This is a genomic window from Limnospira fusiformis SAG 85.79 (genome assembly GCF_012516315.1).
Taxonomy (GTDB): Bacteria; Cyanobacteriota; Cyanobacteriia; order Cyanobacteriales; family Microcoleaceae; genus Limnospira; species Limnospira fusiformis.
Genome location: NZ_CP051185.1, coordinates 5,964,694 through 5,979,389 on the forward strand (window position 1 = coordinate 5,964,694; position 14,696 = coordinate 5,979,389).

Here is a 14,696-nt window from a genome sequence, read left to right on the forward strand (position 1 = left end):
TCTCTGAGGATAAGGATAGAGTTTTACGGGCTATCAATCAAAAATTCCCAAATGCGACCCTGGGAACTGCCAAATTTTAACTTAGTTCCCGATGAAAGTTGTACCTCTTGATGATGAATGCGGTGCCACTGCTGCTTCTGTTCCTCCCAAACTAGAGTACCGTAGCGAGAGAAATCTCGCAGAAAGTAGGTCGGCGGATTGGTGGGAGACCCGTTACCATTGCGACAGAAAATCTCGGCGTGTTGATTAGAAATCCATGATTCATGCCAAACAATATCATTTTGTTCCGATCGCCCTATCTGAACCCGTCCGGCTTCTATTAGCCAGCTTTTTGATGTGACTTCCTCAGTTGTTTGCTGGAGTTTCAGATAGGCGCGGGGGAGACAATATCCTAGCGCCGTGGGTGAGTTGGCGGGTAGTTGGGTGCGAATAGCGTCCTCGGTGGGGGCTAGGAAGCCATTAAACTCAGGGTGCATATATAATATGGGCAGAGTCCAAGCTGGCTGGTTGAATTTGTAGAGGGTCAGCAACTGTTGTCTGGCGATCGCTACAGCCCGATCAATGGGCATCCTTTCTGATAAGGCTCTAGCAAAGGTTTGAATAAAACTGAGGGCTTCGCTGTCCGTAATGGAGTCCCGCATTCCTAAAACCGCTGGGACTCCATGATGGATTAATACTTTAGCCAAGCTGCTGCTGGGAATGGCGGGAAGAGTGATGTTTTGTAGAGTCGATGATAATTCCATGGCTGGGACTGCACTCCAGCAGGCATTAAATACCGCTAGAGTGATACCACAGCGCACTAGAACTTGAGCCAATTCTGTACCATTAATGGTAGTTTGCTCTTGTAGAAATAGTAAACCACCATCAGGACCCGTCAAGCCATGACCTGCATAGAAGATCACGTTATACGGTATCTGACCTAGCTGCTGGGGGGTTTCTAGTTCCGTAATTAGTTGGGCTACACTGGGCTGGATTAGTGTTTTGATGAAACAGGGTAGCCGATCGCTTCTTGATGAGTCAGATCCTGGGTCGGTGGTGTTGGCTAAAACTTCCGCAATTTGTGAGGCTTCCTTTTCTAATTCCAGCCAATGGGAATTTGTGGCTGGTGGGGTTTGACATTGGGGGATGTCGTTATGACCTAAAACTAATAAGATGTTTAGGGCTTGGATTAAGGGGCGATCGCTTAATGGTTGGACATCACAGGTAGTGCGACTAAATAACAGCCTCGGACTTAGGGAGATGGCTGGTTGTCCCGCCTGTGATTGCATAATTTCCCATGGTAGGGGAATTAAATTGGGCGATCGCACATCTAATCGTATTCTCAGCGGACATTTTTGGCCTAGGGCTAGTCCTTGACAACGGTGGAAACTGCTTTGAATTGCTCCCTGAAACAGCCACTGCCATAAATCTATTCCCAATTGTTGCATTAGTCGGCTGCTGTAGCTGGGTTTGGTTTCCAGAGCGGCTGATAATGGTGGTAGACTAAATTGCGGGTCATTCATGGCTGACTCACTCACCCCTAGGGGTAAGCTATCTGGGGAAAACATTTCTAACCAGGCTTGCCATAATTGTGAGAGGGATTCTGGCCATATACAGTCATGGTGGACATAATCGCTGGCATTGACAGAATTAAACACCCAGGTGGCGAAGTGGTTGCCTGTGGGTGAGTTCAAACGAGCGATCGCAATACTTAGGGTCGGACTGATACATTTACGCAACATTTATCCGGCTATTGCCTGACAATGCGACGATAGCACTATTACCCGTTAAGGTAACAGAGGCGGTATCCCGCAAAGCTTTTAGAAAGATTCCCAAAGCACCGTTCCAGTCCCTGGGTAGAGTGAACCCACACTCCGGACATCGGAACACTTTTGAGCCACCTAGCTGGGAATGCACATGACCACAGTGAGTACAGGTTTTGCTGGTGTATTCTTCCGTCATATCTACAACTGTGGTTCCAGTTATTTCCCCTTGATGTCTCAGGGTTAGTTTGAATCGATAATGCGCCCATGTCAGCATGGCGCGGGCAGTCTTAGACCTGATTAGACGCTTCACCTGACTGGCCATATCGGAAGTCTCGAAGGTGGGCAAAAAAATTATGCTGTAGTTGTGAGTCAAGTAGTGAGCAATTTGCTTGTGGGCCTCATCCACTAAATTCCGGATTTTAGTTCTCATTCGTTGAGCCGCTTGCCTCATCCGTCGCCTCCTTGAACGACAGGGTTCCTTGGCGATTCGGCTCATTAAATCATCCAAATGTTGACATAGCCTAGTAATGCGTCCAATATCCCCGGAGCCCAATTCCAGAAATCGTGAACCATCAAACCCGGTTATGAAAGTTCGCACACCCGGGTCTAATGCAATCACGCCAGTAGCGTCAGTTGGGGTAACGGCAACTGGTTCAGGGAAAATCGCCAACCATCGACCTTTGGTAAACACCAACTGAGTCCCTTGCCCGCAAGTTTTAGGGATGGGTTCGGAAACCATGAAAGTTAATCCTTTCGTTAGTCTTGGATACCAACTCCCTGAAGAGAAATTAGCATCGTTAAACTTGATGGCTTGAGAACTATCCCGACAGCTCCTAAACCTTGCGCCAGGACTGGCTGAAAAGGCGAGATAGGCATCAAAGATAGCATTCTGCCGAATATGGCAGGGTGTTTCTTTGACCCATTCGGGTAAGTCACTCTGCATCACTTTATTGCGTAACTTTAACTTGCTTAGTCGTTTACCACTCCGGGATAATGCAATTGCTTGGTTGTAGCAATACCGACAAGCAGCCAGCCATTTACGCCAGACTTGATTTAGCCCTGGGCTGGGGTAAATCCGGATCTTCTTTGACCTGAGTTTTGTATTTACTCCGTCCGTATAATCGGGAACTGAAGCAGTGGAGGATGGCGAGGATGTCCTCAACCATTTCTGGTTCTGGACTGAGACTTGTCTCGTTGAGAACCATGAGTGAGCACCTGTTTTGCTCACAGAGCCATCGAAACAAGTCAAATCCAAACCTTGCCAGTCGGTCTGGGTGGGCAACGACAACCATGCGGGCATCTCCTGACAAATGATGTCCCAGTCAGGCCAGCATTTTCTTTCCCTTGAAGTTGAGCCCGCCTCGGATTTCTGAGACGACTTCTGCTTCGGGGTAGAGGTTGGACAGTGCGGCCACCTGTCGGTTGAGGTCGGACTGCTGGGCGCGGCTACTAACTCTGGCATAGATAACGACTTTGCGTTTGTCACTGCCTGATTTGGCAGCAGTATATCACTCAACGTTGTATCGTCGTTGCCCAGCGGGGGTTCTGATGGTCTCGATTGAGCGATTGTCGTCCCATCTGCGGAGTGTTCTTTCATGGACTCCAAGGATTTGGGCGGCTTCCTTGGGTTTGACATATCTGGCAATAGGTTTATCCTCAACTCTTCTCGCTTATTATACCGTATTGCCGTAAAATGTTAACCTAATTTGAGATTAAATCATGCTTTGATTCGGCGACATTGAAAATTGGCATTCCCACGAGATCACCCTGAACTTCAGAGTTGGTAGACTTAACAGTTTCGCCGAGTCTCATTTTACCATAAATCTGTCGCGAAATGTGTCGCGATCGCCTAAAATCTTAAAGGATTTCTTGACAACATCTTGGCCATAGCTGCCTCGATTGGGAACTAGGGGACATCCCTCATAGACTGAACATACTAAGAAAACACCCAAATCTAACTAAAAGTCAACGAGAAACAATTTCTCCCATTAAAGCATGGTTGCTACATACAGCCTTTGAGGACCAACCTCAACAGTTTCCGGTGAGAATTTGGCGTTCCACCTGAGAATATTAAAACCTCTAAGATTTTCAAAGGAGTCGATTAATTAATGAAGTCTGATATTGGGCGCGGTCAGAGTTTCCCCCTCGGTGCTACAGTTTATCCTGATGGGGTCAATTTTTGCTTATTTTCCAAAACCTGTGCATCTTTAGAGTTGCTGTTTTTTGATGCCCAAGATGATGCCAAACCTAGCCGTGTGATCAAGTTTGACCCTCAGTATAATAAAACTTTCTACTACTGGCATATTTTTGTCAAAGGCATTAAGGCAGGGCAAATTTATGGATATCGCGCCTATGGAATGTTTGAGCCGGAATTGGGCTATAGATTTGACGCGGATAAGGTACTGCTTGACCCCTATGCTAAAGCTGTGGTTAATACCGAAAATTATAGTCGGGAAGCGGCCTCCAAACGTGGTGATAACTGTGCTAAGGCTATGAAAGCCGTAGTCGTAGACCCCAAAACTTATGATTGGGAAGATGATAAGCCGCTGGAAATCCCCTATTCTCAAACCGTAATCTATGAGATGCACGTGGGCGGTTTTACCCGCAATCCTAACTCAGGTATTCCCCCGTCTAAACGAGGAACTTATGCAGCCTTAATTGATAAGATACCTTATCTAAAAGACTTGGGAATCACTGCAGTAGAATTAATGCCTGTTCATCAATTTGATGAACAAGACGCTGTTCCGCCTCGAAAAAATTACTGGGGTTATAGTACAGTTTCCTTTTTTGCTCCCCATAGACAGTATAGTTTTAGGCGCGACCACCTCGGACCTGTTGATGAATTTCGCGATATGGTGAAAGCCCTTCATAAAGCGGGTATTGAGGTAATTTTAGATGTAGTTTATAACCACACCGCCGAGGGAAATGAGAATGGTCCGACTCTCTCATTTAGGGGGATTGACAATTCTATGTATTATATGCTGGAGGAGGAGAATCAGTCGTTTTATAGTAACTATAGTGGCTGCGGAAATACCATTAAAGCCAACCATGAAATCGCGGGACAAATGATTATTGATAGTCTGCGCTATTGGGTTTCCGAGATGCACGTGGATGGTTTTCGGTTCGATTTGGCATCAATTTTTTCCCGAAATCGTGATGGTACACCCATGGAAGATGCGCCGATTTTATGGATTATTAAATCTGACCCGGTATTGGCGGGAGCCAAACTAATTGCTGAGGCTTGGGACGCAGGGGGACTGTATGAGGTGGGGTCTTTTGCAGGCGATCGCTTTACCGAATGGAATGGACAATTTCGGGATGATGTTCGCAGTTTTGTCAAAAGTGAACCCAAACAAATCCAACGCCTAGCCTATCGAATTATGGGGAGTCCAGATATTTACCCCAAACCCGATCGCGAACCTCATTGTAGCATTAACTTTATCACCTGTCACGATGGCTTTACCCTCAATGATTTGGTTTCCTATAACCAGAAACATAATCAAGCCAATGGTGAAAATAACCGGGACGGACACAATGATAATCGCAGTTGGAATTGTGGAGTTGAGGGCTTAACTAATGATACCTATATCGAAGCCCTACGCAATCAACAAATGAAAAACTTGTGGACAATTCTGTTAGTATCCCAAGGAACTCCCATGCTGTTAATGGGTGATGAAGTCCGCCGCACCCAAAACGGAAATAATAACGCCTATTGTCAAGATAACGAGTTAGGTTGGTTTGACTGGAGTGATGTCGGTAAACACCCGGAACTATTGCGATTTGTGAAAAATCTGATCCGATTTACCCAAAGACTGCAAATTTTTCGGATTGAAAGCATTTTAGTCATGGACCCCAATAGTAAATTACCTAACATTACATGGCATGGGGTACGCTTAAATAAACCCGATTGGGCAGATTATTCCCGCAGTATTGCCTTTAGTTTACGACATCCCGAAAAACAGGAATATCTTCATATTATGCTCAATTCTTATTGGGAACCCCTCCTGTTTGAGATACCTATTCTCCCAAAAGGTCAACGGTGGTATCGTATTGTGGATACAGCTTTAGCAGTCCCCAATGATTTCTGTACCGAGAAAACAGCCCCCCCAATTCAAGGGAATCACTATCGAGTCCAGGGACGCGGATCAGTTATTCTGATGGCACAGTCCCGGTAGCAATTACCAAAATACTAACTTAACCATCGCGCTATATGTCTGATATCTCTGACCGACAACAACTGTATGAAGGGAAAGCCAAAATCGTCTATACCACTGATGACCCAGAGGTGTTGCTGGCTTACTATAAGGATGATGCCACAGCATTTAACGCCCAGAAACGGGGGACGATTAAAGGGAAGGGTGAAATTAATAACACCATGTCTGGTCATCTGTTCAAACTCCTAGAGGCGGCGGGTGTTCCCACTCATTACATTGATACCCCTAGTCCTAATGAAATGCGGATCAAACGGGTGAAGATTGTTCCTGTGGAAGTGATTGTTCGTAATATCGCCGCAGGGAGTCTGTGTAAACAGACGGGAATTCCCCTGGGAACAGTTTTGCAGCCCCCTTTGGTGGAATTTTGCTATAAAAATGACCAGCTAGGTGATCCTCTACTAACTCGCGATCGCCTCTTGGTGATGAATTTGGCGACCCCAGAACAGCTTAAATCTATGGAAGACCTCAGCCGCCAGATTGACCAGATTTTGAGTGACTTTTTCAGTGAATGTGGTATCACTCTGGTAGACTTTAAGCTAGAATTTGGCATTACCTCTGATGGTCAGTTAATATTGGCTGATGAGATTAGCCCTGACACTTGTCGCCTCTGGGACCAAGCCGAAACTGACCCTAACCTCCGGGTGATGGATAAGGATCGCTTCCGTAATGACCTCGGAAATGTCGAGAGTGCTTATCAGCAAGTATTAGCTAGGATTCTCAGTCGTCTGGGTTGAACTTGCGGGTTCTACCATCAGCCCCCTTATAGGGACACGACAGGAACCCGCGAAACCCGGTTTCTCTCAGTCTTCTGGCTTCCTCAAAAGATTGTGCCAAGAAACCGGGTTGTCTCTCCGAATAATTGGGCAAAATACCTGAAAATTTCGGATTGGGTCAGGTATCTGGGACGGGAAAAGGAATTTTTCCACCTTGAGGTTGTAACATGATCGATGGCTGATTATTTGGTGTGTGGATGTCCAAGAATGTCAATAACATGGGCTTCTGTTCTTTCTGGGTTGCCTGTTTGGCAACTTCAGCAACGTTTGGGCTATCAAATTCTGCTAGTGGTAAAACCCCTCCACTGATTTTCAATGACTATCAAGGGTCTTTGGCAGTTTCTGATCAGTCTAACGATGCTCATAAGGAGTCAGAAGCGATCGCTATCCCTTCTGTCCAATCGGGGACGACCAGCTCAGACCCGACCCAGTTTCCCCTATTTCAACTCAAAAATAACGACTACCAGAAACTGGCAGATTTTCCTCGGTCCGTAAGTTCCCCATTGGTAGCACTGGAAAACGTCGATGATAGCCTTGTAGCGTCCGACAGCACCGCCAGCGCCAGAACACAGGCACACAAGGAGCCTGCCTCGACCAAGGTGGAAATGGGTCTCGCCTCCTGGTCGGAAAATCCACCCACGCCAGTATATTCGCCTTTTGAACCCTCTCTGGGTAAGCCGGAGTCAAAACAGGCGAATTTTGATGTCATGCCGTCAGCAGACCAAATAGCCATTGCTAACCTTCAGGAAAGGTCAAAGTTTAGGCTCCCTCACTCTCCACAAGACTTGGATAGTTCCACCAAAAGCCATTTATTGACCCCTCAGACACCTTTGGCTGTGTCTCAGGAGCGCGCCGCCGGGGTAAGGCCATCAGAAGACTGGTCTAGGGAGCCTCAATGGGTGGTTAATTTGATGCAGGCGATCGCCTACGAGTGTGAACATTGCAGCCTCGACGGCACTAGGGGCCAGGAAAATCTGGAGTTAGCCCAAAATAATCTACCGCCATCAGTCCCCGGAACAGGCCAGCCGGGAGAACCTGATGTGCTAATTGCTGAAGTTCTCGTATCGGGAACTGATAATGAGCAGTTGGTGGATGTTGTCTATGGGGCGATCGCAGTTCAACCAGGACGCACCGCTACCCGTTCCCAACTCCAACAAGATATTAATGCCATTTTTGCCACCGGTCTATTTAGAAACGTCCGAGCTGTCCCAGAAGATACCCCCCTGGGAGTCAGAGTCACTTTTGATGTCGAACCTAACCCTCCCCTACAGCAGGTTATTATCGAAGGAGATCAGGTTCTCCCCTCCGAGGTCGTTGATGCTAGTTTTGCTAATCAATTCGGTCAAATTATCAACCTGCGACGCATTGAAGAGGCGATCGACGATATCCAAACCTGGTACCAACAAAATGGCTATGTACTCGCCCAGGTAATTGCCGCCCCAGACGTTACCACAGAGGGGGTAGTAACTTTAAGAGTCGCTGAGGGCGTAATTTCCGAGATTATAGTTCGTTTCCTCAATGCTGATGGAGACCCAACCGACCCTGACGGTAATCCCGTTACAGGTCGCACCCGTGACTTTATTATCACCCGTGAAATTCAGTTGCAGCCCGGAGATGTCTTTAACCAAGCAACTATTCAACAGGACTTAGGTAGGGTATTCAGATTAGGCATTTTTGATGATGTCCGACTTCAGCTTGAACCTGCCCCCGAAGACCCCACCAAGGCTAATATGATTGTTAATGTCATTGAACGTAGCACTGGGTCCGTCGCCTTTGGGGGTGGTTTCAGTTCCGCCACCGGTTTGTTTGGAACTCTTAGCTATCGTGAAGCCAACTTGGGGGGAAATAATCACCAATTAGCCGCCGAAGTGCAGGTTGGTGAACAGGTTTTACTCGTCGATTTGAGCTTTACAGACCCTTGGATTGCTGGAGACCCTTACCGCACCTCCTACACTGTTAATGCTTTTCGCCGCCGTGGGATTTCTCTAGTTTTTGAGGAAGGCTCCGAAGATGTTAGACTCCCTAATGAAGACCGCCCTAGGGTAATTCGGACTGGTGGTGGTATTAGTTTTACCCGTCCCTTTGCCGAAAATCCTTTTGTTGACCCCGACTGGGTGGCTTCCTTGGGTTTTCAATATCAACGCGCTCAGGTAACAGATTCTCGTGAACGTATCACCCCCCGCGATGAGAGAGGTAAACTTCTTTCCGCTAGTGAGTCTGGCGAGGATGATTTATTTACCGTTCAGTTTGGGTTGGCCACCGATCGCCGTAATAATCGCCAAATTCCCACCAGTGGCTATGCTTTTCGCTTCGGAACAGAACAATCGATTCCCATAGGTTCCGGGAATATATTTTTTAATCGCGTCCGAGGTAGTTATAGTTATTATATCCCCGTTGATTTCTTACAGTTGGTTCCAGGCGCACCCCAAGCCTTAGCTTTCAATATTCAAGCTGGCACAATTATGGGCGATTTCCCACCCTATGAAGCCTTCCCCTTGGGGGGTGCTAACACTGTCCGAGGTTGGCGTGAAGGTGCTTTAGCCGCCGCCCGCAGTTTTGTCTTGGGTTCCGTCGAGTATCGCTTCCCAGTCTTTTCTGTTGCTAATTTTTTGATTGGCGGCGCTTTATTTATTGATGGTGCCCATGCTTTGGGTACTCAAAGCAGTGTCCAAGGAAATCCTGGCGGTATTCGTGGTAAACCCGGCAGTGGGATTGGTTTCGGGGGCGGCGTTCGCATTCAGTCTCCTCTCGGTCCAATTCGGATTGATTATGGGATTAATGATGAAGGCGGAAATCAGATCCACTTCGGTATTGGTGAACGCTTCTAAATCTCCAGTCAATTACATCTAGTTGGGTGCCTCAGAATTCCCAAATAGACAGGGCACCCAATAACCCTACGCCGTGTTTTATTAAAGCGAGAAGGGGGGAAATTAATAAACGTTCTCGGTTCTGGATTAGACGAGCGATCGCTTCCCATTGTCCATCTCGGAAAGTAGCGTCAGGGTTATTGAGGGCGGTTTTTAAATAAGACAAGGCTTGGGATTTTAAAGATTCCATGATCAGTTAAACTCAGGCATACTAGAGACCATCATATTCATTGTAATCAAAAATATCTAAGTCAGCCCTCATAGCCTTATGCTATAATGCGGAAGCCTACATCCAGCTATAGTAGTAAGCACAAGTTCCTGTTCACACCCCAGCCGACCGGAGAAACAACGCCTATGACCTCTGACAAACCCCAGGACGCTTTAGCCAGCCTCTCAGAAGGAATTGCGCTTCTGATTGATTTGGCTAAACAGGGAGAAATAGATCCCTGGGATGTGCGGGTGATTGACGTGATTGATCGCTACCTCAGCCAACTGACTCCCGGGGTTGATTCCGTCTCCAATAATCAGTTTGTAGAACTTTCCCAATCTGGTCAAGCCTTTCTTTATGCTTCTATGCTGGTGCTACTCAAGGCGGATAGCCTCATGGATTCTGATGCGGCTGGGGATGATGATGCTATGATTACCGAAGAGTTAGAATTTTTGGGGGAAGATTCAGAAGCTGAGTGGCTGCGTCCTCAGAATTTGGAACGACAGTTACGCCGCCGCGCTGTGGCTAAGGTTCCCCAAAAGCGTAAAGTCACACTCCAAGAGTTGATTGATCAACTACAATTAATGGCGACTACCATCGCCCAACACCAGAGTCGTCCCCGTCCCCGTCGTAATGTTTCTGTTAACAAAAATAAAGCAGCTAAAGCGATCGCTGAATTAGCACACCAAGAAAACCTGGTCGAGATGGCTGGAAAATTAGAGGAACTTCTCCAGGCTGAAAGTGTAGACCCACAAGGCGATTGGTTAGAACTTGAACAATTATTAGTTCTCTGGTCTAATCTGATTGGTAAGCAGAAAACACACACCCCCAACCTGTTAGAATCCACCAATCTACTCCCAGAGTCAGCCGCAAATACTCCGCCTATTTATAATTCTAAACATGATCGAGTTGGGGTTTTTTGGGCTTTGTTATTATTATCGGCTCAGTCTAAGGTAGAGTTATCCCAGGATGAATTTTATCAGGATATTAAAGTCAGGACTTTAAATATATCCCCCCAGCCTCAATTAAACAACATCCGATAATCAATTAATAATTAATAATTAATAATTAATAATTGTAGGGGCGGGTTCCTCTAGGACCTCGGCTTTCAAGGAGAATATTAATAAACCCGCCCCACCCCACCCGGTAATTAATTAATTAATAATTAATAATTAATAATTGTAGGGGCGGGTTCCTCTAGGACCTCGGCTTTCAAGGAGAATATTAATAAACCCGCCCCACCCCACCCGGTAATTAATTAATAATTAATAATTAATAATTAATAATTGTAGGGGCGGGTTCCTCTAGGACCTCGGCTTTCAAGGAGAATATTAATAAACCCGCCCCACCCCACCCGGTAATTAATTAATTAATTAATTAATAATTAATAATTGTAGGGGCGCGCCTCCCCTAGGACCTCGGCTTTCAAGGAGAATATTAATAAACCCGCCCCACCCCACCCGGTAATTAATTAATAATTAATAATTAATAATTAATAATTGTAGGGGCGCGCCTCCCCTAGGACCTCGGCTTTCAAGGAGAATATTAATAAACCCGCCCCACCCCACCCGGTAATTAATTAATAATTAATAATTAATAATTAATAATTGTAGGCGGCGGCCTCCCCTAGGACCTCGGCTTTCAAGGAGAATATTAATAAACCCGCCCCACCCCACCCGGTAATTAATTAATTAATTAATTAATAATTAATAATTGTAGGGGCGCGCCTCCCCTAAGACTCCGGCTTTCAAGGAGAATATTAATAAACCCGCCCCACCCCACCCGGTAATTAATTAATAATTAATAATTAATAATTAATAATTGTAGGGGCGCGCCTCCCCCTAGGACCTCGGCTTTCAAGGAGAATATTAATAAACCCGCCCCACCCCACCCCGGTAATTAATTGATAATTAATAATTAATAATTAATAATTGTAGGGGCGCCCTCCCCTACCCTAGACCTCGGCTTTCAAGGAGAATATCAATAAACCCGCCCCACCCCACCCGGTAATTAATTAATTAATAATTAATAATTAATAATTGTAGGGGCGGGTTCCTCTAGGACCTCGGCTTTCAAGGAGAATATTAATAAACCCGCCCCACCCCACCCGGTAATTAATTAATAATTAATAATTAATAATTAATAATTGTAGGGGCGCGCCTCCCCTAGGACCTCGGCTTTCAAGGAGAATATTAATAAACCCGCCCCACCCCACCCGGTAATTAATTGATAATTAATAATTAATAATTAATAATTGTAGGGGCGCGCCTCCCCTAGGACCTCGGCTTTCAAGGAGAATATTAATAAACCCGCCCCACCCCACCCGGTAATTAATTAATTAATAATTAATAATTGTAGGGGCGCGCCTCCCCTAGGACCTCGGCTTTCAAGGAGAATATTAATAAACCCGCCCCACCCCACCCGGTAATTAATTAATTAATAATTAATAATTAATAATTGTAGGGGCGGGTTCCTCTAGGACCTCGGCTTTCAAGGAGAATATTAATAAACCCGCCCCACCCCACCCGGTAATTAATTAATAATTAATAATTAATAATTAATAATTGTAGGGGCGGGTTCCTCTAGGACCTCGGCTTTCAAGGAGAATATTAATAAACCCGCCCCACCCCACCCGGTAATTAATTAATTAATAATTAATAATTAATAATTGTAGGGGCGGGTTCCTCTAGGACCTCGGCTTTCAAGGAGAATATTAATAAACCCGCCCCACCCCACCCGGTAATTAATTAATTAATAATTAATAATTAATAATTGTAGGGGCGGGTTCCTCTAGGACCTCGGCTTTCAAGGAGAATATTAATAAACCCGCCCCACCCCACCCGGTAATTAATTAATTAATTAATAATTAATAATTGTAGGGGCGCGCCTCCCCTAGGACCTCGCCTGCCAACGACAATATTAATAAACCCGCCCCACCCCACCCGGTAATTAATTGATAATTAATAATTAATAATTAATAATTGTAGGGGCGCGCCTCCCCTAGGACATAGCCTACCAACGATAAGATAAATAAACCCGCTTTCTGGGGAGAGGGGGAAAGGGTAGCGCCACATCAATTATCGGGTTAGTTGACAGTTGATTTAAGGCTCTAAAAACGCCGCCAGTTTGATGTTATATTGTTGCTCGAACACATCTTTTTTGATGTCTAAACTCCACAATTCCAAAGCACAATTATCCTGGCGGTCAACCGGTTTCAGTATCAATTTAAACTCTTTTTTATCACGATCGCACTCACAATTAACCTCAGCTACAGCCCCTATTTGACGACGGTCTAAAGCCACCGCTAACCGCATCAAAGGATTAAGACGGTCGATAATGTGACGGTTTTTCTTCGACAAGTTTTGATAATTTTCATGTTTCTTTTTGGGGGCGCTTTTCCGGTGATAACGAGCCAGATTAGCAATCATCTCAATTTCGGTTTCAGTATAACCCAAAAGTTCCCCATTACGGATTAAATAATAGGAGTGTTTATGGTGTGCAGAATGACTAATATATAGCCCGCAGTTATGCAAAATAGCCGCCGCCCACAACAACTCTCGTTCCGCCGATCCATAGTCATGGAGAACGCCATGAGTTTGGTCAAATAGGCTGAGAGAGAAGGCTGCCACCCGTTCACCATGTTCTAAATCTACATTATATTTTTGAGCAATTTTGAGGATGCTACGTTGTCGGATAGAACTTTCATATCGTAGGCGGTCTTCAATCAACCCATGGGTAAGCATCCAATCAACAATTACCCCTTCCCGCAAACTTCTTTCACAAATAGTCAGAGATTCTATTTCTAATAAACTCATCGCCTCCTGTAAAATCAGCGCCCCAGCCAGGATAATTTCCGCCCGCCGATCATTTATGCCAGGAATTTGTAACCTTTCTTGGTAGGATAACTTCCGCAGACGACTAACGATATTGTGTAACTCATTTAAAGTAATTTGGTATCCTGCTAAAGGTGTAGGCTCAGTGCCTAATTTTTCCTTAGCAATCATCACCGCCAAGGTTTCAATTGTACCGGAAGTGCCGACTAAATGGGATACTTTTCGATTGGGGAGATGAAGACGCAACTCATCAACGGGACGTTCCAACATTCCCCGAATATAGGCTTGTACAAACAGAAATTCTGTGCGAGATATAGGGTCAGTTTTGATATATTCTTGAGTGAGACGGACAGCCCCGACCTTGGTACTACTGAGAAATTTAGGTTCTCCACCATCTCCCAAAATCAACTCTGTCGAACCCCCTCCGATATCAATAATAACGTGGGGTTCGTCGTGAAATTCCATAGCCGAGAGGACACCCAAATAAATTCTCCGGGCTTCTTCAGGACCAGAAATCAGGTTAACTTCGAGATCCAATTCATCGGATACTTGTTTGATAAAATCCCGACCGTTGGGCGCTTCCCGGACTGCACTGGTAGCGACAGCAATAACTTGTTCAGCGTTAAAAGTTTTGGCTAGTTCCTGAAAGCGTTTGAGGGTGGCGATCGCCCTATCCATGACTTCCGGCTTGAGTTGTCCTTTAGGTCCACAGTCTCCGAGTCTGACCGTATCTTTCTCTCGGGCAATAATCGTAAATGCGGGTAGACTCTTATCAATTCGCACTATGACCATGTGCAGAGAGTTGGTTCCTAGGTCAATAGAAGCCAAAATATGTTCGCCACTGGGCCTTAATTGCTTCCCTAAATGCGGAACTGATGTAGCCATAACAAATATATATTAAGCGATTCTAAATTCTATCTTAGATCAAAACTTGCCACTTCAATATCCCCTGTAGACAATCTTAGCCACCAGTAGGGGCGAACAGTAGGGGCGAAAAATTTTTCGCCCCGACAATTGTCCTTTGTCTCCTTCTACCCCTTTCCCAGAGGGAGGGGG

Annotated in this window: 9 protein-coding genes and 1 pseudogene; 4 read left to right on the forward strand and 6 right to left on the reverse strand. The window is 45.7% G+C overall.

The features are described from left to right. Positions 1-23: 23 nt before the first annotated feature. The 3 genes and pseudogenes from HFV01_RS27805 to HFV01_RS27815 all read right to left on the reverse strand — a co-directional run bounded on the left by HFV01_RS27805 (position 24) and on the right by HFV01_RS27815 (position 3,391). Positions 24-1,721 carry a CHAT domain-containing protein gene (locus tag HFV01_RS27805; RefSeq protein ID WP_193520614.1) on the reverse strand — a complete coding sequence of 566 codons (1,698 nt, stop codon included), beginning with the start codon at positions 1,719-1,721 and terminating at the stop codon, positions 24-26. Further along, on the reverse strand, positions 1,711-2,826 hold the full coding sequence (locus HFV01_RS27810; RefSeq protein ID WP_318286310.1) for an RNA-guided endonuclease InsQ/TnpB family protein: 1,116 nt from the start codon (positions 2,824-2,826) through the stop codon (positions 1,711-1,713). Before HFV01_RS27810 ends, HFV01_RS27805 begins: the two co-directional genes overlap by 11 nt. Continuing rightward, positions 2,783-3,391: pseudogene (locus HFV01_RS27815) on the reverse strand (IS607 family transposase). The gene HFV01_RS27810 and the pseudogene HFV01_RS27815 overlap by 44 nt, the downstream one beginning before the upstream one ends. Positions 3,392-3,853: 462 nt before the next feature. On the opposite strand from HFV01_RS27815, the gene glgX reads away from it, so the two are divergent. Continuing rightward, the gene (glgX, locus tag HFV01_RS27820) at positions 3,854-5,920 is read left to right on the forward strand and encodes a glycogen debranching protein GlgX (protein ID WP_006622503.1); all 2,067 of its coding nucleotides are present in this window, start codon (positions 3,854-3,856) and stop codon (positions 5,918-5,920) included. A gap of 35 nt (positions 5,921-5,955) precedes the next feature. Continuing rightward, on the forward strand, positions 5,956-6,693 hold the full coding sequence (gene purC, locus HFV01_RS27825; protein WP_006622504.1) for a phosphoribosylaminoimidazolesuccinocarboxamide synthase: 738 nt from the start codon (positions 5,956-5,958) through the stop codon (positions 6,691-6,693). 157 nt (positions 6,694-6,850) lie between these two features. Here the strand turns inward: purC and HFV01_RS31475 are convergent, their stop codons facing one another. Beyond that, the gene (locus tag HFV01_RS31475) at positions 6,851-7,048 is read right to left on the reverse strand and encodes a hypothetical protein (RefSeq protein WP_318286318.1); all 198 of its coding nucleotides are present in this window, start codon (positions 7,046-7,048) and stop codon (positions 6,851-6,853) included. Between HFV01_RS31475 and HFV01_RS27830 the strand changes: the two genes are divergently transcribed. Further along, positions 6,951-9,560 carry a cell surface protein gene (locus tag HFV01_RS27830; RefSeq protein ID WP_008056271.1) on the forward strand — a complete coding sequence of 870 codons (2,610 nt, stop codon included), beginning with the start codon at positions 6,951-6,953 and terminating at the stop codon, positions 9,558-9,560. The two genes, HFV01_RS31475 and HFV01_RS27830, sit on opposite strands and share 98 nt — an antisense overlap. A 31-nt stretch (positions 9,561-9,591) precedes the next feature. On the opposite strand, the gene HFV01_RS27835 is transcribed toward HFV01_RS27830, so the two are convergent. Beyond that, on the reverse strand, positions 9,592-9,789 hold the full coding sequence (locus tag HFV01_RS27835; RefSeq protein ID WP_006622506.1) for a hypothetical protein: 198 nt from the start codon (positions 9,787-9,789) through the stop codon (positions 9,592-9,594). A gap of 164 nt (positions 9,790-9,953) precedes the next feature. On the opposite strand from HFV01_RS27835, the gene HFV01_RS27840 reads away from it, so the two are divergent. Continuing rightward, positions 9,954-10,850: a segregation/condensation protein A gene (locus HFV01_RS27840; RefSeq protein WP_193520616.1), complete on the forward strand. Its 897-nt coding sequence runs from the start codon at positions 9,954-9,956 to the stop codon at positions 10,848-10,850. 2,058 nt (positions 10,851-12,908) lie between these two features. Here the strand turns inward: HFV01_RS27840 and HFV01_RS27845 are convergent. Beyond that, positions 12,909-14,525 carry a Ppx/GppA phosphatase family protein gene (locus HFV01_RS27845; RefSeq protein WP_006669427.1) on the reverse strand — a complete coding sequence of 539 codons (1,617 nt, stop codon included), beginning with the start codon at positions 14,523-14,525 and terminating at the stop codon, positions 12,909-12,911. Between the last annotated feature and the right edge of the window lie 171 nt (positions 14,526-14,696).